Annotated in this window: 20 protein-coding genes; 6 read left to right on the forward strand and 14 right to left on the reverse strand. The window is 65.1% G+C overall.

The features are described 5' to 3' along the window. Positions 1-106: 106 nt before the first annotated feature. A complete protein-coding gene (mgtA, locus tag SPR01S_RS00870; protein ID WP_084250830.1) occupies positions 107-2,701 on the forward strand; it encodes a magnesium-translocating P-type ATPase in 2,595 nt (864 codons plus the stop codon). Here the strand turns inward: mgtA and SPR01S_RS00875 are convergent. The 4 genes from SPR01S_RS00875 to SPR01S_RS00890 form a co-directional block, all read right to left on the reverse strand. Continuing rightward, positions 2,631-3,254, reverse strand: coding sequence for a response regulator transcription factor (locus SPR01S_RS00875; RefSeq protein ID WP_066583562.1), 624 nt, complete (start codon positions 3,252-3,254; stop codon positions 2,631-2,633). The two genes, mgtA and SPR01S_RS00875, sit on opposite strands and share 71 nt — an antisense overlap. Then, the gene (locus SPR01S_RS00880; protein ID WP_066583564.1) at positions 3,251-5,125 is read right to left on the reverse strand and encodes a PAS domain-containing sensor histidine kinase; all 1,875 of its coding nucleotides are present in this window, start codon (positions 5,123-5,125) and stop codon (positions 3,251-3,253) included. The genes SPR01S_RS00875 and SPR01S_RS00880 overlap by 4 nt, the downstream gene beginning before the upstream one ends. Positions 5,126-5,235: 110 nt before the next feature. Further along, positions 5,236-5,733, reverse strand: a complete 498-nt coding sequence (locus SPR01S_RS00885; RefSeq protein ID WP_245661817.1) for a response regulator — start codon at positions 5,731-5,733, stop codon at positions 5,236-5,238. Beyond that, the gene (locus SPR01S_RS00890; protein ID WP_066583567.1) at positions 5,708-6,049 is read right to left on the reverse strand and encodes an ANTAR domain-containing protein; all 342 of its coding nucleotides are present in this window, start codon (positions 6,047-6,049) and stop codon (positions 5,708-5,710) included. Before SPR01S_RS00890 ends, SPR01S_RS00885 begins: the two co-directional genes overlap by 26 nt. A 268-nt stretch (positions 6,050-6,317) precedes the next feature. On the opposite strand from SPR01S_RS00890, the gene SPR01S_RS00895 reads away from it, so the two are divergent. From SPR01S_RS00895 to SPR01S_RS00905, 3 genes are all read left to right on the forward strand, one after another. Continuing rightward, positions 6,318-7,928: a bifunctional aminoglycoside phosphotransferase/ATP-binding protein gene (locus tag SPR01S_RS00895; protein ID WP_066583745.1), complete on the forward strand. Its 1,611-nt coding sequence runs from the start codon at positions 6,318-6,320 to the stop codon at positions 7,926-7,928. A gap of 75 nt (positions 7,929-8,003) precedes the next feature. Then, complete coding sequence (locus SPR01S_RS00900; protein ID WP_066583569.1) at positions 8,004-9,263, forward strand: glycosyltransferase family 4 protein; 1,260 nt, start codon at positions 8,004-8,006, stop codon at positions 9,261-9,263. A gap of 99 nt (positions 9,264-9,362) precedes the next feature. Further along, entirely contained in the window at positions 9,363-10,076 is a 714-nt protein-coding gene (locus SPR01S_RS00905; protein WP_066583571.1) for a Bax inhibitor-1 family protein, read from the forward strand. Here the strand turns inward: SPR01S_RS00905 and SPR01S_RS00910 are convergent. Together SPR01S_RS00910 and SPR01S_RS00915 are read right to left on the reverse strand one after the other, a co-directional pair. Further along, positions 10,032-12,608, reverse strand: coding sequence for a cation-translocating P-type ATPase (locus SPR01S_RS00910; RefSeq protein WP_084250831.1), 2,577 nt, complete (start codon positions 12,606-12,608; stop codon positions 10,032-10,034). The two genes, SPR01S_RS00905 and SPR01S_RS00910, sit on opposite strands and share 45 nt — an antisense overlap. A gap of 362 nt (positions 12,609-12,970) precedes the next feature. Next, positions 12,971-13,624 carry a BON domain-containing protein gene (locus SPR01S_RS00915; protein WP_066583579.1) on the reverse strand — a complete coding sequence of 218 codons (654 nt, stop codon included), beginning with the start codon at positions 13,622-13,624 and terminating at the stop codon, positions 12,971-12,973. A gap of 312 nt (positions 13,625-13,936) precedes the next feature. On the opposite strand from SPR01S_RS00915, the gene SPR01S_RS00920 reads away from it, so the two are divergent. Next, the gene (locus SPR01S_RS00920) at positions 13,937-14,119 is read left to right on the forward strand and encodes a hypothetical protein (RefSeq protein WP_157081823.1); all 183 of its coding nucleotides are present in this window, start codon (positions 13,937-13,939) and stop codon (positions 14,117-14,119) included. Positions 14,120-14,170: 51 nt separating this feature from the next. On the opposite strand, the gene SPR01S_RS00925 is transcribed toward SPR01S_RS00920, so the two are convergent. Further along, the gene (locus tag SPR01S_RS00925; RefSeq protein WP_066583582.1) at positions 14,171-14,965 is read right to left on the reverse strand and encodes a universal stress protein; all 795 of its coding nucleotides are present in this window, start codon (positions 14,963-14,965) and stop codon (positions 14,171-14,173) included. Positions 14,966-15,073: 108 nt separating this feature from the next. Further along, positions 15,074-16,366 carry a glycoside hydrolase family 130 protein gene (locus SPR01S_RS00930; RefSeq protein WP_066583584.1) on the reverse strand — a complete coding sequence of 431 codons (1,293 nt, stop codon included), beginning with the start codon at positions 16,364-16,366 and terminating at the stop codon, positions 15,074-15,076. A 236-nt stretch (positions 16,367-16,602) separates the two neighbouring features. On the opposite strand from SPR01S_RS00930, the gene SPR01S_RS00935 reads away from it, so the two are divergent. Then, on the forward strand, positions 16,603-17,286 hold the full coding sequence (locus tag SPR01S_RS00935) for a BON domain-containing protein (protein ID WP_066583587.1): 684 nt from the start codon (positions 16,603-16,605) through the stop codon (positions 17,284-17,286). Positions 17,287-17,310: 24 nt separating this feature from the next. Here SPR01S_RS00935 and SPR01S_RS00940 read toward each other — a convergent pair whose 3' ends face one another. The 6 genes from SPR01S_RS00940 to SPR01S_RS00965 all read right to left on the reverse strand — a co-directional run bounded on the left by SPR01S_RS00940 (position 17,311) and on the right by SPR01S_RS00965 (position 22,874). Then, positions 17,311-17,505: a hypothetical protein gene (locus SPR01S_RS00940; protein WP_066583590.1), complete on the reverse strand. Its 195-nt coding sequence runs from the start codon at positions 17,503-17,505 to the stop codon at positions 17,311-17,313. After that, complete coding sequence (locus SPR01S_RS00945; RefSeq protein ID WP_066583595.1) at positions 17,502-18,461, reverse strand: 1-phosphofructokinase family hexose kinase; 960 nt, start codon at positions 18,459-18,461, stop codon at positions 17,502-17,504. The genes SPR01S_RS00940 and SPR01S_RS00945 overlap by 4 nt, the downstream gene beginning before the upstream one ends. Continuing rightward, on the reverse strand, positions 18,454-20,889 hold the full coding sequence (ppsA, locus tag SPR01S_RS00950; RefSeq protein WP_066583747.1) for a phosphoenolpyruvate synthase: 2,436 nt from the start codon (positions 20,887-20,889) through the stop codon (positions 18,454-18,456). The genes SPR01S_RS00945 and ppsA overlap by 8 nt, the downstream gene beginning before the upstream one ends. A 111-nt stretch (positions 20,890-21,000) precedes the next feature. Further along, a complete protein-coding gene (locus SPR01S_RS00955) occupies positions 21,001-21,468 on the reverse strand; it encodes an NUDIX hydrolase (RefSeq protein ID WP_066583598.1) in 468 nt (155 codons plus the stop codon). A 91-nt stretch (positions 21,469-21,559) separates the two neighbouring features. Further along, a complete protein-coding gene (locus SPR01S_RS00960) occupies positions 21,560-22,222 on the reverse strand; it encodes a phosphoribosyltransferase (protein WP_066583602.1) in 663 nt (220 codons plus the stop codon). After that, entirely contained in the window at positions 22,212-22,874 is a 663-nt protein-coding gene (locus SPR01S_RS00965) for a dienelactone hydrolase family protein (RefSeq protein WP_218016680.1), read from the reverse strand. Before SPR01S_RS00965 ends, SPR01S_RS00960 begins: the two co-directional genes overlap by 11 nt. Position 22,875 lies beyond the last annotated feature (1 nt).

Below are 22,875 nucleotides of genomic sequence, written 5' to 3' on the forward strand. Positions count from 1 at the left end.
CGAATTCGACCGCCACGATCGACGCGCCAAGCCCGAACATGCCGCCGATCACGAGAGGCTGGATCATGGATCTTCAATCCCGGCATTTGCTCACCTGCAAGCACCGATGATGGACCTGCCGCCAGACTTCTGGAATCGGCCGGCCCCCGACACGCTCGCGGCGCTCGAAGCAACTCCCGAAGGTCTGTCGGCGGCCGAGGCGGCGCGGCGACTCGAACTCTACGGTGCCAACCGCCTCGACGAGCGTCGCCGTCGCCATCTTCTCGTTGACCTGGCGCGGCGCCTGGCCAATCCCCTGGTCGCGATCCTCCTCGTCGCCTCCGCGGTCGCCGGGGCAACCGGAGACCTTGCGAGTTTCGTCATCATCACTGCGGTCGTGCTGCTGTCGACGGGACTCGATATCGTGCAGGAGCGCCGTGCCGAAGCGGCTGCAGAGGCGCTGCGACGCTCGATCGCGCTCACGGTGACAGTGCTGCGCGACGGCGAGCCATGCGATCTGGCGGTCGAAACACTCGCGCCCGGCGATATCGTCAAGCTATCGGCGGGCGATCTCGTCCCGGCCGACGGGATCGTGCTCGACGCCAATGCGGCGCAGGTCAACCAGGCGGCGCTGACCGGCGAGCCCTATCCGGTCGAGAAAAGCCCGGCGCCCCAGCAAACATCGACGATGGGCGAAGCCCCCAACGCTCTGCTCCACGGCAGTTCGGTGATCGGCGGCACGGTTACGATGGTGGTCGTCGGGACCGGCGCACACACCCAGTTCGGCAAGATCGCGAAGGCGCTCGGCGAGGATCAGCCGCCAACGGCATTCGAGCGTGGAATCCGGCGACTCGGCATCCTGATCGTCCGGCTGACTTTGTTCCTCGTGCTGTTCGTCCTCCTCAGTCACCTCGCCCTGAGGCGACCGCCGGTCGAGTCGTTCCTCTTCGCCATGGCGCTCGCCGTCGGCCTGACTCCCGAACTCCTGCCGATGATCATGACGATCGCGCTGGCACGCGGAGCCCAGCGCCTGGCGAAGGCACGGGTCATCGTCAAACGGCTCTCGGCGATCCACGACCTCGGCGAGATGGATGTCCTTTGCACCGACAAGACCGGTACGCTTACCGAGGCCCATATCACGATGACGGGGCATCCCGGCACTGACGGCGTCGATTGCGCCCGAGTGGCCGAATTTGCCGCGATCAACGCGCGGTTCGAAACGGGCCTCAAGAGCCCGCTCGATGACGCTCTCCTCGCCCACACCGCCGGGCATTCGCTCGACGGATGGATCAAGCTGGACGAGCGCCCCTTCGATTTCGGGCGACGCCGCGTATCCGTCCTTGCCGAAAAGGACGGTCGCCGCATCGAGATCGTCAAGGGCGCGCCCGAAACCGTGCTGGCGCTTTGCGATCGCGCCGAGGATCGCGCAGGCAAGATTGGCGCGCTGGACCAAGGTCGAAGGGAGGCAATCCTGGCGCTGCATGACCGCCATGCCGCGCAGGGCCTGCGGATGCTCGGGATCGCCTGGAAGGATGCCAAGGGACGCGCGCGGATCGACACCGACGACGATGACGGGCTGGTGTTCCTGGGCCTGTGCGTGTTCATGGACCCGCCCAAATCGAGCGCGACCGGTGCCGTCGCCCGCCTCCAGTCGACGGGTGTGCGGATCAAGGTGATATCTGGCGACGCCGCCATGGTCGTCCAGCATCTGGTCGGCCAGCTTTCGCTATCGGTCGCCGGCGTGCTGACCGGCCCGGAGATCGACGCGCTCGACGATGCCGCTCTTGCCGCCCGTGCCCAATCGGTCGACATCTACGCGCGGGTGACGCCCGACCAGAAGTCGCGGATCGTGAAGGCGCTGCAGGCGCGCGGCCACACCGTCGGCTTTATCGGTGACGGCATCAACGACGCGCCCGCCATCAAGGCGGCCGATGTCGGACTGTCGGTCGACGGCGCAACCGACGTCGCGCGAGAGGCGGCAGACATGATCCTGCTTGCCCCCGATCTCAACGTGCTCGCCGATGGCGTCATGGAGGGCAGGCGTACCTATGCCAACATCATGAAGTACATCCGCATGGGGACGAGTTCCAATTTCGGCAACATGCTGACGATGGCACTGGCATCGGTGTTCCTGCCGTTCCTGCCGCTCACCGCCGTGCAGGTCCTGCTGAACAACATGCTCTACGATCTCTCCCAGACGGGTATCCCGTTCGACCGCGCGGACCCGGCGGAGATCGCGCGCCCGCACGGCTGGGACATGTCCGCTTTGGTGCGCTTCACCCTGATCATGGGCCCTCTGTCGTCGCTGTTCGACATCGCGACCTTCGTCGCGCTGACCTGGATATTCCATTCCAGTGTCGGGACGTTCCGGGCGGCGTGGTTCATCGAGTCGATGACCACGCAGATTCTAGTGGTGTTCATCATTCGCACCCGCGGGCGCTTTTGGCGCGACTGGCCGCACCCCGCGCTGGCCGTGTCGGCATTGTCGTGCCTGGCCGTGGCGTTGGCGCTGCCCTATTTGCCGTTTGCGGCGCTACTCGGTTTCGAAGGACCGGGTGCGGTCATTCTGGCAACGATCGCGCTGCTCGTCTTGCTGTATCTGGCGGCGGTGGAGGGCCTGAAGACGTTCGCCATGTCCAGGCGCGAACGCGTCAGGACCGGCCCTCCCCCAACCCACCGGCAAAGGCGATCCTCAAGACCTCGGAAAGGCTACGCGCCTTGAGCTTGGCCATGATGTTGGCGCGATGCACCTCGACGGTGCGGGGCGAAATGCCGAGATCGTAGGCGATCGTCTTGTTGGGATAGCCTTGCGCCAGCCCTTGCAGCACGTCGCGCTCGCGGCTGGTAAGCACACCGAGCACCACCTCGGCCTCGGCGGCACGGGTGGCGATGTCGGCCGAGGACGCGAGGCGTTCGAACGCGTGCGCGATCGCCTTTGCCAACGCGTCCGTCTCGAACGGTTTTTCCAGGAAGTCGACTGCCCCCGCTTTCATCGCTTTGACCGCGATCGCGATATCGCCATGGCCGGTCAGGACGATCACCGGCATGGTGACCCCACGGTCGTTGAGCTGCTGCTGGACTTCCAGCCCGTCCATCTCCGGCATGCGCACATCGAGCAGGATGCAACCGTCTTCCACATGGCGGACCTCGTTCAGGAACGCCACGCCCGATTCCCAGGTCCGCACCGCATAGCCCGACGTCTTCAGAAAGAAGCTGGTCGCGCGCCGGACGCCGTCTTCGTCGTCGACTACGTGCACGAGAGGACGGTCGGTCATTCCACCATCTCCAGATCGGCACGCACCAAGGTGAAGTGGAAGCAGGCCCCGCCACCGGCCGCCCGCTCCATCCAGATCCGTCCCCCATTGGCCTCGACGATCGTCCGGCAGATTGACAGCCCCAGGCCAAGCCCGCTGCTCTTGGTGCTGTTGAAGGCGCGAAACAGGTTTTCGGCTATCTCGGGCGCGACGCCGGGGCCGGTATCGCAAACGCTGACCCGCAGGAATCCCTCCTCATCGGGCACGCACGACACCGTCAGCACTCGGGTGACGGAATTGCACATCGCCTCGATCGCGTTGCGCATCAGGTTGATCAGCACCTGCTGAATCTGGATTTTGTCGACCAAAACGTTCCGAGCGACCGGATCGAGCCGGAATCGCGCCTCCACGCCCTTCTCCCGCGCGCCGATCAGTGCCAGCTTCGACGCGCTCTCGACCAAGTCGTGAACATCCTCGACGCTCTTTTCCACCTCTCCGCGCGAGACGAATTCGCGCAGGCGGCGGACGATCCCGCCGGCGCGCAACGCCTCCTCATAGGCCTCGGCCAGGCCGCCATCGATCATCGCGCGATCGTCCGGATTATAATCCTCGAGCAGATTGCGAACGCCGCTGACGAAATTGGCGACGGCCGTGATCGGCTGGTTGAGTTCATGCGCCAGGGTCGAGGCCATCGTGCCCATCGCGCTCACCCGCGCAGCGTGGACGAGGTCGGATCGCAATTGCTCGATGCGCTGGTCCGCCGCCTGCTTCTCGGTCAGATCGCGGACGAAGCCGGTGAACACGCGGTCGCCGTCGGATATTGCTTCACCCACTGCCAGTTCCATCGGAAAGACCGTGCCGTCGCGCCGCAGTCCGGTGACGACGCGTCCCGTTCCGATGATCCGCCGCTCGCCGGTTTCAAGATAGCGGCGCAGGTAGGAATCGTGGCGCTCCCGATCGGGCGAGGGCATCAAACGACTGACGTTGGAGCCGATCACGTCTGCTTCGGCATAGCCGAACAGCTGTTCGGCGGCGCTGCTGAACGAGAGGATCTTGCCGGCTTCGTCGATTACCACCATGGCATCGGGCACCGTCGCGAGGATAGACCGGACATGCGACGCGCTGGCGCCGAGCTTGCGCTCGTTGGCTCGCTGATCGGTCACGTCGCGGATGACCTTGCCGAAGCCTTTGAGTTGCCCTTCCTTGTCGTAGAGCGCGGTCATCGTGACATGCGCCAGGAATTCCGATCCATTCTTGCGAACGCGCCAGTCTTCCTCCTCGAACCGCCCTTCCCGGCACACTCTGGCGAGGTCGTGTTCAGGCTTGCCATTTGCAATCGCGGCTTCGGGGTAAAAAAGCGTGAAATGACGACCGACGACTTCGCTTTCACTCCAGCCTTTGAGGCGTTCGGCAGCCTTGTTCCAGATCGTCACGTTGCCCTGCGGGTCGAGCATGTAGATCGCATATCCGGTGGCTCCGTCGATCAGCAGGTTGAGCTCCTCGGCCAGATCGTCGGCTCGTCGTAAGCGGCGTGCCGCGCGCTGCTCGCTTTCTTCCGATTGGCGCCGCAAGGACGTCACGAATCCGGCAATCCAGATGACGGCGATGGCGGCTATGGCGAATGCCAGCAATTCGACCGACCAAAAACTACCGCTCGACCAGCCCAGCGCGTGAATGATCATGATGGCGGCGAGGGCCGACCAGATAGCCGCTCCCCGCCCGGCGAAGATCGCTGCGAAAAGGATCGCAACCGTGAAGAACTGGAAATGGCCCCGCCCGCCCAGCCACGGCTCGAAGACGAACCGAACCAGCGCCGCGACGGCAACCGCTACGGTCGCAAGACCGTAGCCCACCCAGGCCCGGCCGGGTGCGAAAACCCGCCTAACGTCCATAGCCCCGATGGATCGCGCAACCTCATTAAATTACGGCGCCTCGATAACATGTATCGCGCGCGAAACAAAGGCGAATGGCCTATTTTGATGACGATTGCGCTACCTAGCGCTCATCCGTCTCCCATTGCCCGGCCCAGATCATCGGTCCGGAACGGCTTGGGAAGCACCGCCGCAAATCCCGCCTCGGCGGCGGCATCTTGTAGCCCGGGTGAATGAAACGCCGTGATCAACACCGCGCGTCCCTGCCAGCCCTTTGCGCGAAACATCCGTAGCGTCTCGATGCCGTTGTGACGCGGCAGGACATAGTCGATCACCAGGCATGCGGCAGCGAGCGAGGCCGATGAAGCGATAGCCGCCTCGGGCTGTGAAAAGGCGAGGACGTGATAGCCTTGGCCGATGAGCAGCAGTTGCAGCGAGCGGCGCAACGCATCGTCGTCCTCGACGAGGATCACGTCGCGGCCCAGGCCCGGGGTTGCCGCCTTGGTCGTCATGCTCTGAATGTCATCATGGTCATGGGGAACCGATAAGGCCGCTTCGGTACTACCGCTATCCGCATTGATACGCATCACGCTAAAAATCCGATCAGGCCGCGAGCGGAAAGTGAACATTTCGACGCGGCGACGAGCGATCGGCCTCGTCGAGGGCGGTTGTCGGACCGAGGCAGTCGAACGCCCGCTCCGTTCCGGCGCGCGCGACGATGACCGGCGCGTCGGCTTCCTTCGCGATGGCTCGCAACGCGGCCATCGAGTCCGACTGGGCGACATCCGGCAGAACGAAGACGAGCTCCGGGTGGAAACATGCGATTACCGCTGCCGCTTCGCCGGGCTCCTCGACACGCATAATCGAGTGATATCCCGCGTTCCAGAGACCGTTTACGGCCGCAGCGGCATCCGGGCCCGCGTGACCGATCGCTAATGCGTGCATTGCCCTACCTTCCATGTTCAGAGTGGGTGGTGGGAACCTCGCCGACTTGCCGGTCGCGGACACTTCGTAAGTTCCCTTACCCAGCCGACCCTGCCGAAATAGGGCCGGTGGCCGCGACGAGGCAGCAAGGGTGTGAAATATTTATATTCTGCGATTGCCGCGGTGCGACGACGGAGGCGCAAGCGCGATTAAGCATCATTGCTTAGTGCGCTCGCGCGCCGAGACAGCGATCCTTAGTCCGCCGAGTCGCGACGACGAAAGGCGATCGATGATCCCCTGTGCTGGCAATGACGATTTCACGTTCGACGACGACGTACCGTCCGCCGACGGTTTGCAAGCGCAGAGCGCGCTCATCGATTTCCTGGAGCGTACGTTATCGACCGACGGAAGGTGCCGGCGCATCGACACGCACGCGGCGAGCGTGTTTCTGGCGGGCGACAGAGCCTGGAAGCTGAAACGCGCGGTTCGTTTTCCCTATCTCGACTTCTCGACCTCCGAATTTCGTCGGGCGGCGCTCGAGGCCGAGCTGCGGCTCAACCGGCGCACGGCTCCCGAAATGTATCTGGCGGTCCATCCAATCGCGAGAACGGACATCGGCTTTACCATCGATGGGGCGGGAGAGCCCGTCGACTGGATTCTGGAGATGCGCCGGTTCCCCGATAACGCGCTGCTCAGCGACGTTGCAGAGCGCGGTGAGCTGGACAGCGCTTTGCTGATCCGCCTGGCCGATCGCATCCACTTGTTCCACGATCAGGCAGAGCCGATCGTGCGGCAGAGCGGGGCAATGGATATCGCGTGGGTAATCGACGGCAACGCCGACAGCCTGGGCGGATTCGGCGCCGTTTTCGGCGAACGCCGTATCGCCGATCTTCTCGCTGCACAGCGCAATGCCTGCGCCCGCCACGCCGGCATCCTCGACAGCAGGGGACGCAAGGGCTGGGTCAGACATTGCCATGGCGATCTCCACCTCGCCAACATCGCGTTGATCGACGGCGACCCTGTCCTATTCGACTGCCTTGAGTTCGACGAGCAATTGTCCACGACCGATACCTTGTACGACCTGGCGTTCCTGCTGATGGATCTCTGGCACCGGAACCTGCGGGCCGAAGCCAATATCGTGTTCAACCGCTATATCGACGTTTCGGGCGACGAAGATGGAGTCCGGCTGCTTGCGCTGTTCGTCTCGTTGCGCGCGACCGTACGGGCGCACGTAATGGCGGCGACGGCGGAACGAACGGCGAGCCCAGAGGACGCCGCAGTGGCCAAGCTCTATTTCGAGCTCGCCGAAGCGACGATGCGGCCGGGCGACGCCGCGTTGATCGCCATCGGCGGCCTCTCCGGCACGGGGAAATCCACCGTCGCGCGGGCGGTCGGCGGGGATTTCGGTGATGCTCCAGGCGCCCGCATCTTGCGCAGCGACGTGCTGCGCAAGCGCCTGGCTGGCGTGCCTCCTGAGGAGCGACTGTCGCCGGCGTTCTATTCCCCATTTGCCAATCGGGTCGTCTACGACCTGCTCGACGATTATGCCCGCTACCACCTCTCCTACGGTCGCTTCGTAATCGCGGACGCGGTGTTTGGCGGCGACGAGGAACGGCTGCGGATCGCCCGGGTAGCCGTGCATGCCCGTGTGCCGTTCGTCGGCTGCTGGCTGGAAGCGAGCGAGCGTCGGCGATTGGAGCGCGTCGAACGGCGATCGGCCGACGCGTCAGACGCAAACAGCGGAGTCGTGAAACTTCAGTCTGCCCGACACGTACCGGAACCGGTGGGCTGGCACCCGATCGATGCCGACGTCCCGCTCCCCGTTGTGTCCGCGGCAGTGCGCGCGGCGGTCAAACAGACGTTGGAAGAGGTACCCGGCGCGGCGACAACGGGTGCATAGCGCATCGTATATTCCCGTATCGCGCGCGGAACGATCGCAGCCTAGCTCATAGGGGACGCTGGGAGATGATTGGCGATGTTTGAGGAACGTGTCGACGCACCAGCCGACGGCTCGGTCGATATCTGGGCGTCCGCGACGACCCAGGCCCCGCCCCGCCGCATCGCGCTGATCGGTAATTTCCTGCCGCGCCTCTGCGGCTTGGCGACATTCACCACCCATGTCCATGGCGCGCTGGCGGCATCGCGGCCCGCGCCACATATCGACGTCTACGCGATGGTCGATCCAGGCCGGCAATACGACTTTCCGCCCGCCGTCACGATGGCGGTCGATCAGGAGGAGCGGGAAGCCTATCGCGTTGCGGCCCGACGGATCCACGCAAGCGCCGCCGATCTGGTGTGGGTGCAGCACGAATACGGCATCTACGGCGGACCCGCCGGCGCCTATCTGCTCGATCTGCTCGATGCCGTCGCGGCACCGCTCGTCGTCACGCTCCACACCGTGCTGGAAACGCCCGACCCCGATCAGCGCCGGGTGCTCGAACGACTGGCCTCGCGTGCATCGCTGCTGGTCGTCATGGCAGACCATGCGCGGTCGCTGCTCGATCGCGTCTATGGCGTCCCTGCCGACAGGGTCGCGGTCATCGAGCATGGCGTCCCCAATCGCGAGTTCGTGATGCCGTTCGTCGCGCGGCGACGCTTAGGAATCCCCGATCGCAAGACGATCATGACGTTCGGTCTTTTGTCGCCCGGCAAGGGAATCGAGGCGATGATCCAGGCTATGCCCGCGATCCTCGCCCGGAGTCCCGAGACGGTATATCGCGTCATCGGCGCGACGCACCCGCATCTCGTCGCCCACGAAGGCGAGCGGTATCGCGATATGCTCAAGTCCATGGCGCGCGAGCTCGAGGTCGATCGAAACGTGCTTTGGGAAGAATGTTTCCTCGACGAGGCGGACTTGCTCGATCGTCTGGCGACGGCGGACGTCTACGTGACGCCTTACCGCAACGTGCAACAGATCACCTCGGGTACGCTTTCCTACGCCTCGGCGCTGGGCAAGCCGATCGTCTCGACGCCCTATATCCATGCGACCGAATTGCTGGCGGATGGGCGAGGCGTGCTCGTGGGCTTCGACGAGGTCGAGCAAATGGCGGATGCGGTGGGCACGTTGCTCGCCGACGACGATCTGCGTGCGCGGATGGCGGCGCGGGCCTATGCCCATGGGCGCGCGCTGACCTGGAATCGCATGGTTCAGCGCACGTTGGCGCGGGTCGACGGCCCGACTGCGATTCCCGCGGCGGCGATGGCCAAACGAGAAGCGGAACTCGTGACAGGATAAGCTTGTCCCGGCCCACCCTCGCCCGACCCCTATCCGAAGGATTACGGATCGCGCGACGCCGCCGCCCGGCGCAGAAACGACGTCAGGAGGTACCGGCCCATGGCCACGATCGACCCCTTTCGGATTCGCGCCGACGCGAGATGGATCGCGCAATATGCGGCGCTGGTGTACACCATTGCAGCGAGCGGCCTCATCCTCTCGGGTTTCTCGGCGGCTCTGCTCTATTCCAGCCCGAGCCTGTACGGATCGCTTTTCCGCCAAACCGCACCGACGGTCCTGGGCTGGGCGGCGATGGCATTGCCGCCGGCGATCGTCCTTGCCTTTGATCGTCGTGTCGCGGACTTGGGCGGCGTCATCGCCTGGATGCTCTTCCTGACCTTCTCCGCTGCGACCGGTATGGCGGTAGCCGTGGCCCTCGCCTTTCTTACCGCTATTTCCAGTGTCGACATCGCCTTTTTCGCCTGCGCATTCAGCTATCTTTGCATCGCACTGATCGGATGGCGCGCGCGCTGCGATCTGCCCGCGACGGCTAAATTCGTGCTGGCATCCATAGCGGGGCTGAGCGCGGCGATACTTGCCAACCTGCTCCTGCGCTCGGGGGTTTTCGACCTCATCTTCGCCATGACGGACGTCCTGGTGTTCGCCGCCCTTGCGGCAGCCGATACGGATCGCGTCAGGACGCTATTCAAGCAGAGCGAGGGACCTCCCGCCACGCGCGCGATCACCGGCGCGCTGACGCTCTATTTCGATCTGATCAACTTGCCGTTTTCAGTCGTCGGAGCCGGCCGGGAGCGCCGGCAGACGCGTCCCTGAAGAAGGGACCGCGGAATCGTTTGCGGGGCTTCCCCCGATCCTCTTGACCAGTTCGAACGCCAATAACAGCGTCGCTCCGCCGGCCGCGATTATCGCAAGGTCGGGCCAACCCAGCGTCGCGAAGCCAAGCGCGTGCGCGATCGATGGCACTTCCAGGACCAAGCCACTGCCGGCGACGATGGCCGCAAGTACATAGCGGAACGTGATATTATGGCGGAAGAGCGCGTGGCCGAGCGACATGCTGTAGGAGCGGTGCGCCAGCACCAGCGCCAGGACGGCGGCAACCAGCGAAAAGAAGACCAGCGTACGAAGTTTCGCTTCGGGCATCTGCAATGCGAATCCGAGAACCACGACCCCCGCCAGAAGGCCAAAGGCCAGTCCTCCTTCGATGACGGCCCGAACCACCACCGGGGCGGCGAACAGTCGCTCGCCGGGCGCACGCGGCGGCCTGTCCATGATAAGCCGTTCGTCGCGCTCAGCCTCGAACACGAGCGCGCAGACCGGATCGATGATCATCTCGAGCAACGCGATCTGGATCGGCCCGAGCAGGATCGGCAGACCGGACAGCGGAGGCAGAAGCGCGAGGCCGGCGATAGGCACATGGACCGCAAAGATGAAACCGACCGCCTTGCGGATATTGTCATAGATGCGGCGGCCAAGCCGGATTGCGAGAACGATCGCGCCGAAATCGTCATCGACTAGGACCAAAGATGCGGCCTCCCGCGCCACATCGGTGCCACGCCGGCCCATCGCGACGCCGATATCGGCCGCCTTCAGGGCGGGCGCGTCGTTCACGCCGTCACCCGTCATCGCCACGACTTCCCCCGCAGCCTTCAGCGCGGTGACGATGCGCAACTTCTGCTCGGGCAAGGTCCGGGCGAAGATGCTCACCATGCGAACGCGATCCGCCAGTTGCGCATCGGAGAGCGCGGCGACCAGGTCCCCGGTCATCGTCTCGCCCTCGCCCAACCCGATCTCGGCGGCGATCGCTTCCGCCGTGCTGGCATAATCGCCGGTGATCATCACCACGCGGATGCCCGCGGCGCGACACTGCGCGACCGCTTCCACAACGCCGGGCCGGACCGGATCGGACAGGCCGATCAGACCGGAAAGCGTGAAGCCATGCTCGAGATGCTCGCTGGTCGCCCTGTCCGGCGCCACGGCCGCCGATGCCACGCCGAGCACGCGCATTCCCCCCGACGCCATCGCCATCGCCGCAGCGTCGAGTTCCTTACGCGCGGCGGGGTCGAGGCGGCACAACCGGGCGATCGCCTCGGGTGCGCCCTTGGCCGCGGCCATCAACGGTTCGCCGTTACCCGGCTGCCAGACGTTGGACATGGCCAGGAGGTCGGAGCGCAAGCCGTTGGAGTGGACGAGGTTCCATTCGGGAGAAACAGCTCTTCCCGTTTTTCCAGCTGCCTGGTGAAAGGCCACCTCCATCGGATCGATCGGGATCGGCGCGCTGGCAAGCGCGGCAGCATTTAACAACGCCGCATGGGCGTCCCCTGGCGCATCTCCAGCCATCGTGACGTCGCCCGCCGGCATCCAAAAGGCCGCCACCGCCATGCGATTTTGCGTCAAAGTTCCCGTCTTGTCGGTGCACAGGACGGTCGCCGCGCCCAGCGTATCGATCGCGGCCGTGCGGCGCGTCAGCACGCCCACCCGCGCTATCCGCCATGCGCCCATCGCCAAAAACACGGTGAGCACTACCGGAAATTCTTCCGGCAACAGCGACATTGCCGTCGCTATCCCGGTGAGCAGGGCATTCATCCATCCCCCGCGCAGAAATCCGTAGAGCAAAGCGACCAACACCGCGGTGCCGAGGCCGCCGATCGCGCACAGGCGGACGATCCGAGCGGTTTCGAGCTGAAGCCGGGGTGCCTGGCTCTCAACGGTCGCGAGCAGCTGGCCGATACGGCCGATCTGGCTGGCGCTCCCGGTCGCGGTGACCAGCGCGAGCCCGCGGCCGGCGGTGACGATCGATCCGCCGCGCAATTCCCGGTCGGCTTCGGCGCCCGTCGGCCCCGCATCGGAGTCGAGGGCATATTTGTGCACGGGCACCGATTCACCCGTTAGCAGGGACTCGTCGCATTCGACATTTTCGGCCTCGATCAGCACGGCGTCGGCAGCGACGCGGTCGCCCTGCTCGATGATGAGAAGATCGTCCCTGACCACTTCCCTGCCGGCAATCCGTATCGGCTGGCCGTCGCGTATCACCACGGCGCGGGGCGCAGCCAATTCGCCGAGCGCGGCCAATGCCTTCTCCGTCCGCACTTCCTGGACGATCGCGACTGCCACCGAGAACCCGGCGAAGACGATCAGGATGATCGCCTCGCTTCTGTCGCCGAGGAGGAGATAGATACCACCGGCCGCCAGCAGCATCGCCAACATCGGCTCGCGCACGACCTGCAGCGCAATGCGCCACGCCGCGCGTTGGTTACGGCGGGGAAGTTCGTTGGGACCATCGCGAACGAGCCGCGCCGTTGCCTCGGCAGCGGTCAGGCCGACGGCCGCTCCCTTGCTGGGGCGCATTTGTCTGTTAAGCATTTCGCCCGACACTATTTTTGCTCCCGTGACGGCGATGCAACCACGCTGGCGCGGATGCCGACGAACACTGCCAGGATCGAGTCAGCCGGCAGGGGATTGTAGGAAATCCCGTTGGACATGGCACCCGCTTGGTCGGCAGTGACGGTCTGTGAACGCGACCACGAACGCGCGCAAATCATCGCCCCCATGAATCATCCGTGGAGTTCGCCTGCGCCAGCTGGCGCCGAGGATCGCCAGCGCGCTCGTCCAGGAAAGATGCGGGCCGGCAAGCCAAACAGCAGCCCTTCTTCATATGCAGCAGGTAGCCGGGAAAGCGGGCCCGGAACCCGGACCCGCTTGCTCCGGTGTCATGCGACGACGATATGATCTTCGACTGCCGTCACCCCCGGCGCGGCCCAGGCGGCGCGTTCGGCAATGCTGCGCTCGTTCCACGCCTTGACCTTACCGCCCAGTTTTACCTTGCCGCCGATCGTGGTGACGGTGACCGACGCGGCGTCGAGATCCGCCTGGCGCTTGAACGCGGCCATGATCCGGTCCTTGACGTCGGCGGCGACCGGCAGCTGCTTGACCTCGATCAGGTTGTTGACGCCAATTACGCCGGTAACGCGACCCGCCGCCTTCCGCGCCTCGTGCGATTGGTAGTGCCACTCGACCTTGCCGGTCAGCGTGACCCAGCCATGTTCGACCTTTACCTTGATGCCGTCTTCGGGGATCAGCACGTTCCAGGAGAACATGTCGAGGATGCGCTTGGCGATCTCATGGTCCGCCGACTTCGGCTCGGAAGGTAGCCGGACCTTGATCTCCTCGGCGATCGCCCTGACGCCGGCGACGCGCTTGGCGGCGCGTTCGGCGGCAAGCTTTTCGGGATAGCTCTTGACGAAGCCGTTCAGCGTAACGACGCCGTCGACCACCGATACGCCGATATCGGCGTGGTCCACGCTGGGTTCCCACGCGAGTTCCGCCATCACATCGTCCTGCAATTGACCATCTGACTTTTTCATCGCCTGATTTCCTTTGTGTCACACAAGGGGGGTGCAGGGTTGCACGGACCCGACCTCGATGGGCAATGAGCGCGCCAGGTTGCCTCGCGCGGATCGCCGACCACAAACCACGGTCGCGCAACGCTGCCCAGTCACCATGACGGCGGGATCACCGGCAAAACATGCGTAACTATCCTTAGGCTGGAGCGGCCAATCCGAGCGTGCTGTCTGGATCGGCCGCGACACATGCCGGTCGATGGCTTCGTACAAATCCCGATGGCCGGCGCGGCCGCCGGCCACGATAACGAGGGCGCAATCGCCAAGGAGGATATCGTGGCTCGCCCACCCGTCGAACCCGCGCCGGATCGGATCGATCCGCAAGCGCCGCCAGAGGCTCCTGCGCTTCCCGAGGCCGAGCCCGCGCCAACGCCCGGCGGACCCGAGATCGTTTCGCCCTGGCCGCAAGAAGCGCCGCCGGATCAGCCTCCGCAAGAGGCACCTTCACCGGATGAGTGACGCGCAAACGGAGCCGGCGCGCAAAATCCGGCCGGGACCATCGCCGAGCGATTAGTGTTTGAGAAAAAGCGGGACCGGACTGTGCCGGATCAGCTCGTCCGTTACCTTCCCGCTCAGCCGCTGCATCCAGCTTGGCCGGTCGAACGCGCCCATCACGGCATAGTCCGGTCCGCGCGCCGCAATTTCGTCCAACGCAATCCGGGCAGCGCTTCTGCCACCCGCTTTGACATAGGAAAGAGTTGCTGCGACGCCGCGCGCCGCGAGCAGATCGAGCGCCTGGCACCCGAGCGTAGCGAGCGAGCCGTCGTCAATTTCCAGAAGCGTGACGCGCGATGCAACCCGAAGCAACGGAACCGCGGCGGCGAGCGCATGCCCCGCCTCCCTCGACCCGTCCCACAAGACCAGGGCATGGCCCCTGGCCTCGAACGAGCGGAGGTTCGGCGGCACGGTCACCATCGCGAGCCGGTGCTGGATCAACGCTTCTTCGATATCGACCGCACCGCCGATGCCGTCCGCTGTGTCCGTTGGCGGCGCGGCGACGAGCCAGCCGGTTCCCACCTGCTGCGACACCTCTCGCCAGCCGCCGGGCCGTTCGATCCAGCCCCATCGAATTGCCGAGCGATCGAGCAGATCGGCAAGCTGCTCCGGTACCGGACTGAACGCCTCTTGTTGTGGCGTTGCGCAAGGTGGCGGTCCCGACCAATCACCGCCTGCCAAGGCGAATTGGCCTTCGACGATTACCGTCAAACGTGCGGTCAGAGCCGTGGCGATTTCTATCGCCACTCGAACGCGTCCATTCTGCTCGTCGTCGGAACGGTCGGATACCGGAACGAGAATATTCAGCACGGCGCAGCCCCTTGGCAGAGAGACGCAGCTTAATTGGCTTCCAATCGGCCGAAATCCGTATTGTTACGCAAGGCTTGGCAAGGCGGGAGATCACTGCATTTGCGCGACTTAGCGAAGCGTAGACAGGACCTCGGCAAGCGGCAGCGCGGTGAAGGCGACTTGCGAGTCCGCGACTCCATAAGGGAGCAGCAGATTCCGTCCGGCGACCAGCGCGCCGCAGCTATAGAGGACGTTGGGGACGTAACCGTCGCGCTGTTGCGGGCTGGGCCGTAACAGGGGCTCCACCGAGCGCGCCAACAGCTTGGCCGGGTTCTGCTTGTCGAGCAGACACGCGCCCAGGCAATAGGTCCGGATCGACCCCACGCCATGCGTGATGCACAGCCAGCCTTCCTCGATCTCGATCGGCGGACCGCATGCGCCGACCTGGACGAATTCCCACGGCCATTGCGGCGTCAGGACGATTTCCCCGCTGCTCCAGCTGGTGAGCGTGTCGGACTTCAGCAGCCAGATATTCTCGTGATCGTGGCGCCCGAGCATTGCATATTGGCCGTCGATCCGGCGAGGAAACAGCGCCATGCCCTTGGTCGCGCTGAGCGGTCCCTCGAGCGGGTCGAGATCGAAATCGACGAAATCGGACGTGCGCAGCAATTCCTGCCGCACCGTCTCACCGCTGAAGGCGGTGTAAGTCCCGATATACAGCACATGGCCGTCATCCTCCACGAACCGGACCAGGCGCAAATCTTCCACACCGTGGCGCTGTTGATAGGTGACGGGAAAAATGACTACTTCGGAAGGATCGTCGCAGCCGCTGTAGGACAAGTGCACGCTGCCCGCTATTCGGCTGCGGGGGCGCCTGCTGAGCTCGATCGCGGGGGATACCGCCCAGCGGCTGGGAGGATCCACGCGTATGAGGCCATCCGCGCCGGTCACGCCGGTGCGAAACACGATCGACGAAATATGGCCCTCGCCGATCGCCCGCAACGAGAACAGCAAGCGCGTCTCACCTGCGGCCAGCCCGCTCTGATCCGGATGCGGCGTGACGCTGGGGTTGAACAGCGCCGCCGCTTCGAAGGAATATTCCTCGGTAAAATAGGCGCCGCACAACAGCCGCTGTGACCGACCTATCGATTGGCCGCGAAGATGCGGCCCGGCGATCGCGTCGAAACGGCGCCCCAACAGGATTTCGACGTCGCGGTGGCGGCTGTTCAGGCTTTGCAGCACATGGTCCAGTTCGCGACCGAGATCGGCCGGTGCCAATGCCAGCACGCGGTCGAGAATGTGATCGATCCTGTTTTCTTGCGAGTCGGCGGTGCCGTTCTCGGCAGGAAAGAACGGACGCAGCACGACGCGCTGCGGCTCGGGCGAGAACAAGGTGGTGCCGGTGCTCGCTGCTTCCGCCACGGGCGTTTGTCCCCGCGGCGAGGCGGGCAAAGACAGGTTCGCGGCGTCCACGGCGTTCCTTTCCCTTAGGTGGCGTCGCCGTCTTATCGGTAATGCCGCACCGTGAGCGTATAGGGGATTCTCCCATGCGAAGTCGGCGCCCGCATTGCCGGCATCCGCAAAGCTCCTGATTCTCTGCTTGAGCGCACACGTTAGGGTGCCGGTTCTGACCGAGGCTTTTTCGAAGAAGGCGATAAATGATGCCCGACGGTTTCGACACGCTGTTGCAGCACGAGGCGGACTCGGCGAACGACGCGCAACTGCTTCGCGACGTCCGCACCGAACTGGAGCATCTGCACGAAAGGGACGCCATCCACGTCACCGTTCAACATGCCGTGGCCGTTCTGACCGGTGTACTGGCGGACGAGAATACGAAAGAGGCGGCACTGGCGGCCGCCCGACGAGTAGCCGGCGTTCTGGACGTCCAGGACGATCTTCGCGTGGCACCCCATAGCAGCGACGCGGACGAGGCAATCCTGCTGCGCGTCCGTGCGATGCTGGCGCTCGACGCTGCGGTCGCGCCCGATCGCCTGATCACCTCGGTCTCGGACGGCGACGTCATCATCGGCGGCCACGTCGAATGGCCCGGCCAGGCGAAGGCCGCGCTCGCGGCCGTCCGACGGGTCCGTGGCGTCAAGAACGTGACCAGCACTTTACGCGTGGATGGCATGCCCTCGCTCGGCAGCATGCGGGCGCGGCTCATCGTCGCTTTTCGCGACGCCGGCGAAGCGGCCGCGGCGCAAATCGACATCGCAGCCGCGGCCCGCGTTATAAGGCTGTTCGGTAAAGCTCGGTCGGACCAGGATCGCGCGCTAGCGGAAGAGGTGTTTCGCAACCTCCAGGGCATCGACAGCGTGGAGAATTGCATCGTCGTCGAATGATCGGATCAAAAGCCCCGGAAGTTCCTAGGGCTGCATCATGGTCGCCATAAACACCCAGAGATCGCGCAGGACGAAGATCAACAGGGCGATGCCGAGCAGGAACATCACGCAAAAAGCACCCAGCATCAGGAGCGAAACAAGGCGGGCCCGCGGGTCGGTGCGCGGCCAACGGCGCAGACGCACCTTGGCCCCGACCTTGGATCCCTGACGCCCAGTCATGACGCGGCCAGCGCCGGACTGCGGATGGGGACTGTCCCGGTGGCGAAGAGCCGGCGAATCTCCGCCGGATCGGCCATCGCCGTTCCGGGCCTCGTCAACGCCGCCGCGCCCGCTGCCGCGCCGAACCGCGCGGCCTCGACGACATCCAGCCCTTCGAGCAGCCCGCAGATCAATCCGGCGATCATCGAGTCACCGGTGCCGCTTCCCCCCGCCGGCGTCACCTGGAACGCTGCGATCCGGGTGAGGCCCTGTCGCGTCACGACGAGCGCGCCGCGCTCCGCCAGCGACACCAGCAGCACGTCCGCATTGCCCGAATGATGTACATCGCGAGCCGCCTCATCGATCTCGGCGTCGTTCGTCAGCCGCCGGCCGACCAGGTCTTCCAATTCCTCGAGATCGGGTTTGATCAACCAGGCACCGACCCACAACGACTGCCGGAGTGCCGCGCCCGACGTGTCGACGATCAGCCGACAGCCCGCCGCGCGCGCGCAATCGGCGACACGCCCGACAATGTCGAGGGGTACGCCCTCCGGAATGCTGCCGGAAAGCACGACATAGCGGGCGCCGGTTGCTTCGGTTGTCAGCGCGTCGAGGCATGCTTGCTGCTCGGCGCTGCTCAGCGGGGTGCCGGGAAGAACGAAGCGATACTGAACCTGGGCCGCGCGGTCGTTGATACAGAAGCTCTGCCGCGTCGCACCGGATGCCGGCACCGTATGGAAAGAGGTACCACTGGCATCGACGAGTTCGGCCACATCCCTGCCGGTCGAGCCGCCGGCGGGAAACACGACCACCGCCTGTTTGCCCAGCGCGTGGAGCAGGCGCGCGACGTTGATCCCACCGCCGCCGGCATCGTGGCGGGGAATGTCGCACCGAAGCTTGCGGCCCGGCTCGACACGATCGGTCGCCGTGGTGCTGTCGAGCGCCGGCCCGAGGCAAAGCGTGACGACATCAGCCATTGGCGTGCACCGCCGCGCGTTCTGCCGCCGCGACGCTCGCAAGGGTTAGAACGAACCGTTCGGGGCTGAGTGAAATGGAGTCGATACCCTGCTCGACCAGGAACGCCGCGAATTCGGGATAGAGCGACGGCGCCTCTCCGCACAATCCGACGCGGATGCCGCAGGCCCGGGCGCGCCGAATGACATCGCCGATCAATGTCGTCACCGCCCGGTCGCGCTCGTCGAACGCGGCGGCAAGCAGTTCGGAGTCGCGATCCACGCCGAGCACCAATTGGGTGAGGTCGTTCGATCCGATCGAGAAACCGTCGAACCGCGCAGCAAATTCCTCCGCCAGCACAATGTTCGAAGGCAGCTCGCACATCATATAGATCTTCAGCCCGGCGTCGCCGCGCTGGAGGCCATGACGCGACATTTCGGCCAGGACATGGTCCGCCTCCAGCGGCGTCCGGCAGAACGGGATCATGACGACGATATTATCGAAGCCGAATTGCTCGCGCGCGCGGCGCAATGCGCGGCATTCGAGCGCGAAGCCATCGCGATAGCTGGGATGATAATAACGCGACGCGCCGCGGAACCCGAGCATCGGATTGGCTTCGACCGGTTCGAAATCCGCGCCCCCGAGCAGATGGCGATATTCGTTCGACTTGAAGTCGCTCATCCGAACGATGACTTGCCGGGGATAGTGCGCGGCGGCGATCCGCGACAGCCCGCGGGCAAGCGTGTCGATGAAGAATTCGGCTCCATCCCGATACTCGCCAGTCAGCGCCGCGAGCTGATCGCGAACAGCGGCATCGGTGATCCGGTCGGGATGCGCGAGCGCCATCGGGTGCGCCTTTATCAGCGACGAAATGATGAATTCCATTCGCGCCAAGCCGACCCCTTTGCTCGGCAGCCGCCACCAGCGGAAGGCTTGGGCCGGATCGGCGACATTGAGCATCAGGTCGGTATGCGTCTCGGGCAGCGTGCCGACCGCGATGTCCTCGCAGGCATAGGGCAACGCGCCGGCATAGACAGTCCCGAGGGCGCTGCCTGCGCAAGCCAACGTGATCTGCGCCTGGTCCGGAATGGTCGTGGTGCCATGCCCCGTCCCAACGATCGCCGGAATGCCCAGTTCGCGGCTGACGATCGCGGCATGGCTGGTGGCACCGCCATGGTCGGTGACGATACCCGACGCGCGCCGCATCAGCGGAACCCAGTCCGGGTCGGTGGCGGCCGCTATAAGGATGGTGCCGTCGCGAAACCGATCCGCGTCATCCGGGCGCGCGATCACGCAGGCAGCGCCCGTTACGATGCCGTCCCCTGCCGCTACCCCGGTCGCGAGCACCGGCCCACGCTCTTTGAGCGTCCAGGCGCGCAGCGGCGTATCACGGCGATTGGAGTGAACCGTTTCGGGCCGCGCCTGAACGATGAACAGCTGCCCGGACTCGCCGTCCTTGGCCCATTCGATATCCATCGGCTGGCCATAATGATCCTCGATCAGCAACGCCCAGCGTGCCAGCTGCAAGATTTCGTCATCGTCCAGGACGAAGCAGGCTTGCTCGTGGTCGCTGGTCGCGACGAGCGCGGTTGCCCGGCCGGCCTCGCCGCCCAGAACCGTCTTTTGCAGCTTGCTTCCGCGTACCTTGCCCACGATCGGGTGCACGCGGTCGTCACAGACCAGGCCCTTGGCGACCTCATGCATATCGGGATCGACCACCCCCTGGACGATCGCATCGCCCAGCCCCCAAGCCGCACTGATCGACACCACCCCGGGAAATCCGGTTTCCGGATCGACCGTGAAGATGACACCCGCACCGGCGAGGTCCGAGCGGACCATGATCTGGACGCCGATCGAAAGCGCCCATTGCTTGTCGCCAAGCCCCTTGGCTTGCCGGTACGCGATGGCGCGATCGGTGAACAACGAAGCGAAGCATTGCCGGCACGCCTCGATCAGCGCCTTTTCGCCGCGGACGTTCAGAAAGCTTTCCTGCTGGCCCGCAAAACTTGCCGAGGCGAGATCCTCGCACGTAGCGCTCGACCGCACCGCGACCGCCGGATCAGCAACGCCACGCCGCCGGGCGAGCGCGCGATACGAGGCCACCACCTTCTCCTCGACGGCGCGCGGCAGCGCCGTGTCCTCGAACAGCGCGCGGATCGACGATCCAGTGGCGGTCAAGTCCACCCGACCCGAAGCGAAAGCGGCAAGCGCAGCGTCGATCTTCGGTTGCAAGCCGGCACTCTCGACCAGCTCACGGTAGGAATCGGTGGTCACGGCGAACCCTTCCGGGACTCGAATCCCCTGGCCGCCCAGCGCGCGCATCAACTCGCCAAGCGAGGCGTTTTTTCCTCCCACGAGCGCGACGTCGTCGCGGCGGACGGCGTCGAGTGCGATGACACGGCGTGGCGCCGTGTCGGACGGGGGTGATTCGATGAGGCTGAGGTCGGTCATGACGCGACCTTGCGCATCCCAGCGGCTTCGCGACATCGGGAAACCTACTGAGTCGGTTATGGTCCGGACACGGAGATATTCCGGCAGTCCCCACCAATCTCCTGGGGACGCCTAGTCAGGATGCGGGGAGTGATCGACCGCAACGAGGAGGCGCTCGATGAAAGGCAATTGGCTTGCGAGCATGGCTCGTTCCGCATCCGCCACAGCAAACCAACGCGCGGCGTCGATCTCCGGAAACCGCGTCCTTCGGCCGGATGCGGGGGGCCATTCGATTTCGACCATATTGCTGGTCAATCCGGCGGGATCGAAATCGCGCTCGACCGCAAAGGCATGGACGATCTTCCCACCTGCCTGCCGAACGGACCCCAGCGCGATGAGAGGGCCGACTACCTCGACACCGAGTTCCTCGGCCACTCCGCGGCGCGCGGCGGCTTCCGGGGTTTCCGCCGGTTCCACAAGCCCCTTGGGAATCTGCCACGCGCCCTGATCGCGACGACGCCAAAATGGCCCTCCCGGGTGAACCAGCAATATTTCGAGGGGGTAACGGCGGAACAGCAGAATACCGGCGCTCGTCGGCATGGGGCGATCACTCGTTAAGCCGGCACGCCGGGCACTGGACGCTCTCTTGGTTCGCCAGAATCGCCCCCAATGTCAAAGCGTCGGCGCTCGGCTAGGCCGCCGACGATCGCGCCCGACAGGCTCGCATCAATTCGATCACTTCTTCATCGTCGGTCTGATCGAATATCTCGTAATGCGCGCCGACCGCGAAGAAGGGATCCGGGGTACTCAGACACACGATCTCGTCACATTCCCGCTCCAGCGCGGCGAGCGTTTCAGCCGGCGCGACGGGAACGGCGAGGATCAGCCGCGCCGGATCGGCCTGGCGAATGCCGTTCAGCGCAACCCGCACGGTGCCGCCCGTCGCGATACCGTCATCCACCAGGATGACGGTGCGTCCACCGATGGGAATGGGCTGCGTATCGCCGAGATAGGCACGACGGCGACGCGCGACCTCCTCGAGCTGACGCCCCACCTCGGCGCGGACATATTCCGGCGAGGGGCGAAGCTGCTTCACCACGGCGTCGTTCAGCACCATCCTGGCGACTGCGCCGTCGAGGACCGCGCCTATCCCGACCTCGGGATGGCCGGGTGCGGCGAGCTTGCGCACGATCAGCAGATCCAGATCGGCATCGAGCGCGCGGGCGACTTCGAACGCCACCGGCACGCCGCCGCGCGGTAACGCGAGGACGAGCGGATGGCTCGCCTTGAAGGATGCCAAGGCTGCCGCAAGCCGCCGCCCCGCGTCGCGCCGGTCGTGAAACTCAGGGACCATAGGAAGCCTCCGCATCCAGATGACGCAAAAACCATCTCGTCGCGTGACCAACCACGGCGTCGAGTGCGCCCGGCTCCTCGAACAGATGGTGTGCGCCGGGAACGAGCACGAGTTCCTTCGGGCAACGAAGATGTTGCATCGCGATTTCGTTGAGCTCGATCACGGGTATGTCGCGGCTTCCGACGATCAACAGGGTCGGCGCACGAACTTGCGCCAGAGAGCGCGCGCCGGCCAGATCGGGTCGCCCGCCACGCGAAACGACCGCACCCACCCGCTCGCCCGCTGTCGATGCTGCGAGCAATGCCGCGCCCCCACCGGTACTCGCACCGAAAAACCCGATCGGCAGGTCGCGGGTCGCGTGGACTGCCGCCGTCCAGGCTGCCGCCGCCGAGAGGCGCGAAGCGAGCAAAGGGATGTCAAAGACGTTGCGCCGATCATTCTCTTCTTCGGGCGTGAGGAGATCGAGCAATAGGGTGGCGAGCCCGGCTAGACGCAGCCGTTCGGCGACATAATTGTTGCGCGGACTTAACCGCCCGCTGCCGCTGCCATGCGCGAAGATGACGATACCGCGGGCCTGCTCGGGAATGCCCAGCGATCCGATCAGGCCGTCGGGCTCTAAAGTGACGTCGATCGGGGGCGCGGCTGCGTCCACG

The sequence above is a fragment of the Sphingomonas pruni NBRC 15498 genome, from assembly GCF_001598455.1.
Taxonomy (GTDB): Bacteria; Pseudomonadota; Alphaproteobacteria; order Sphingomonadales; family Sphingomonadaceae; genus Sphingomonas; species Sphingomonas pruni.

What these genes read in the sequence shown, in the direction of transcription:
- SPR01S_RS00955 (WP_066583598.1), bottom strand. Translation starts at nt 21,468, where the DNA reads ATGCCGACGAGCGCCGGTATTCTGCTGTTCCGCCGTTACCCCCTCGAA.
- SPR01S_RS00895 (WP_066583745.1), top strand. Translation starts at nt 6,318, where the DNA reads ATGATCCCCTGTGCTGGCAATGACGATTTCACGTTCGACGACGACGTA.
- mgtA (WP_084250830.1), top strand. Translation starts at nt 107, where the DNA reads ATGATGGACCTGCCGCCAGACTTCTGGAATCGGCCGGCCCCCGACACG.
- SPR01S_RS00905 (WP_066583571.1), top strand. Translation starts at nt 9,363, where the DNA reads ATGGCCACGATCGACCCCTTTCGGATTCGCGCCGACGCGAGATGGATC.
- SPR01S_RS00890 (WP_066583567.1), bottom strand. Translation starts at nt 6,049, where the DNA reads ATGCACGCATTAGCGATCGGTCACGCGGGCCCGGATGCCGCTGCGGCC.
- SPR01S_RS00945 (WP_066583595.1), bottom strand. Translation starts at nt 18,461, where the DNA reads ATGGCTGATGTCGTCACGCTTTGCCTCGGGCCGGCGCTCGACAGCACC.
- SPR01S_RS00915 (WP_066583579.1), bottom strand. Translation starts at nt 13,624, where the DNA reads ATGAAAAAGTCAGATGGTCAATTGCAGGACGATGTGATGGCGGAACTC.
- SPR01S_RS00885 (WP_245661817.1), bottom strand. Translation starts at nt 5,733, where the DNA reads ATGTTCACTTTCCGCTCGCGGCCTGATCGGATTTTTAGCGTGATGCGT.
- SPR01S_RS00900 (WP_066583569.1), top strand. Translation starts at nt 8,004, where the DNA reads ATGTTTGAGGAACGTGTCGACGCACCAGCCGACGGCTCGGTCGATATC.
- ppsA (WP_066583747.1), bottom strand. Translation starts at nt 20,889, where the DNA reads ATGACCGACCTCAGCCTCATCGAATCACCCCCGTCCGACACGGCGCCA.
- SPR01S_RS00940 (WP_066583590.1), bottom strand. Translation starts at nt 17,505, where the DNA reads ATGACTGGGCGTCAGGGATCCAAGGTCGGGGCCAAGGTGCGTCTGCGC.
- SPR01S_RS00910 (WP_084250831.1), bottom strand. Translation starts at nt 12,608, where the DNA reads ATGCGCCCCAGCAAGGGAGCGGCCGTCGGCCTGACCGCTGCCGAGGCA.
- SPR01S_RS00960 (WP_066583602.1), bottom strand. Translation starts at nt 22,222, where the DNA reads ATGGTCCCTGAGTTTCACGACCGGCGCGACGCGGGGCGGCGGCTTGCG.
- SPR01S_RS00880 (WP_066583564.1), bottom strand. Translation starts at nt 5,125, where the DNA reads ATGGACGTTAGGCGGGTTTTCGCACCCGGCCGGGCCTGGGTGGGCTAC.
- SPR01S_RS00935 (WP_066583587.1), top strand. Translation starts at nt 16,603, where the DNA reads ATGATGCCCGACGGTTTCGACACGCTGTTGCAGCACGAGGCGGACTCG.
- SPR01S_RS00875 (WP_066583562.1), bottom strand. Translation starts at nt 3,254, where the DNA reads ATGACCGACCGTCCTCTCGTGCACGTAGTCGACGACGAAGACGGCGTC.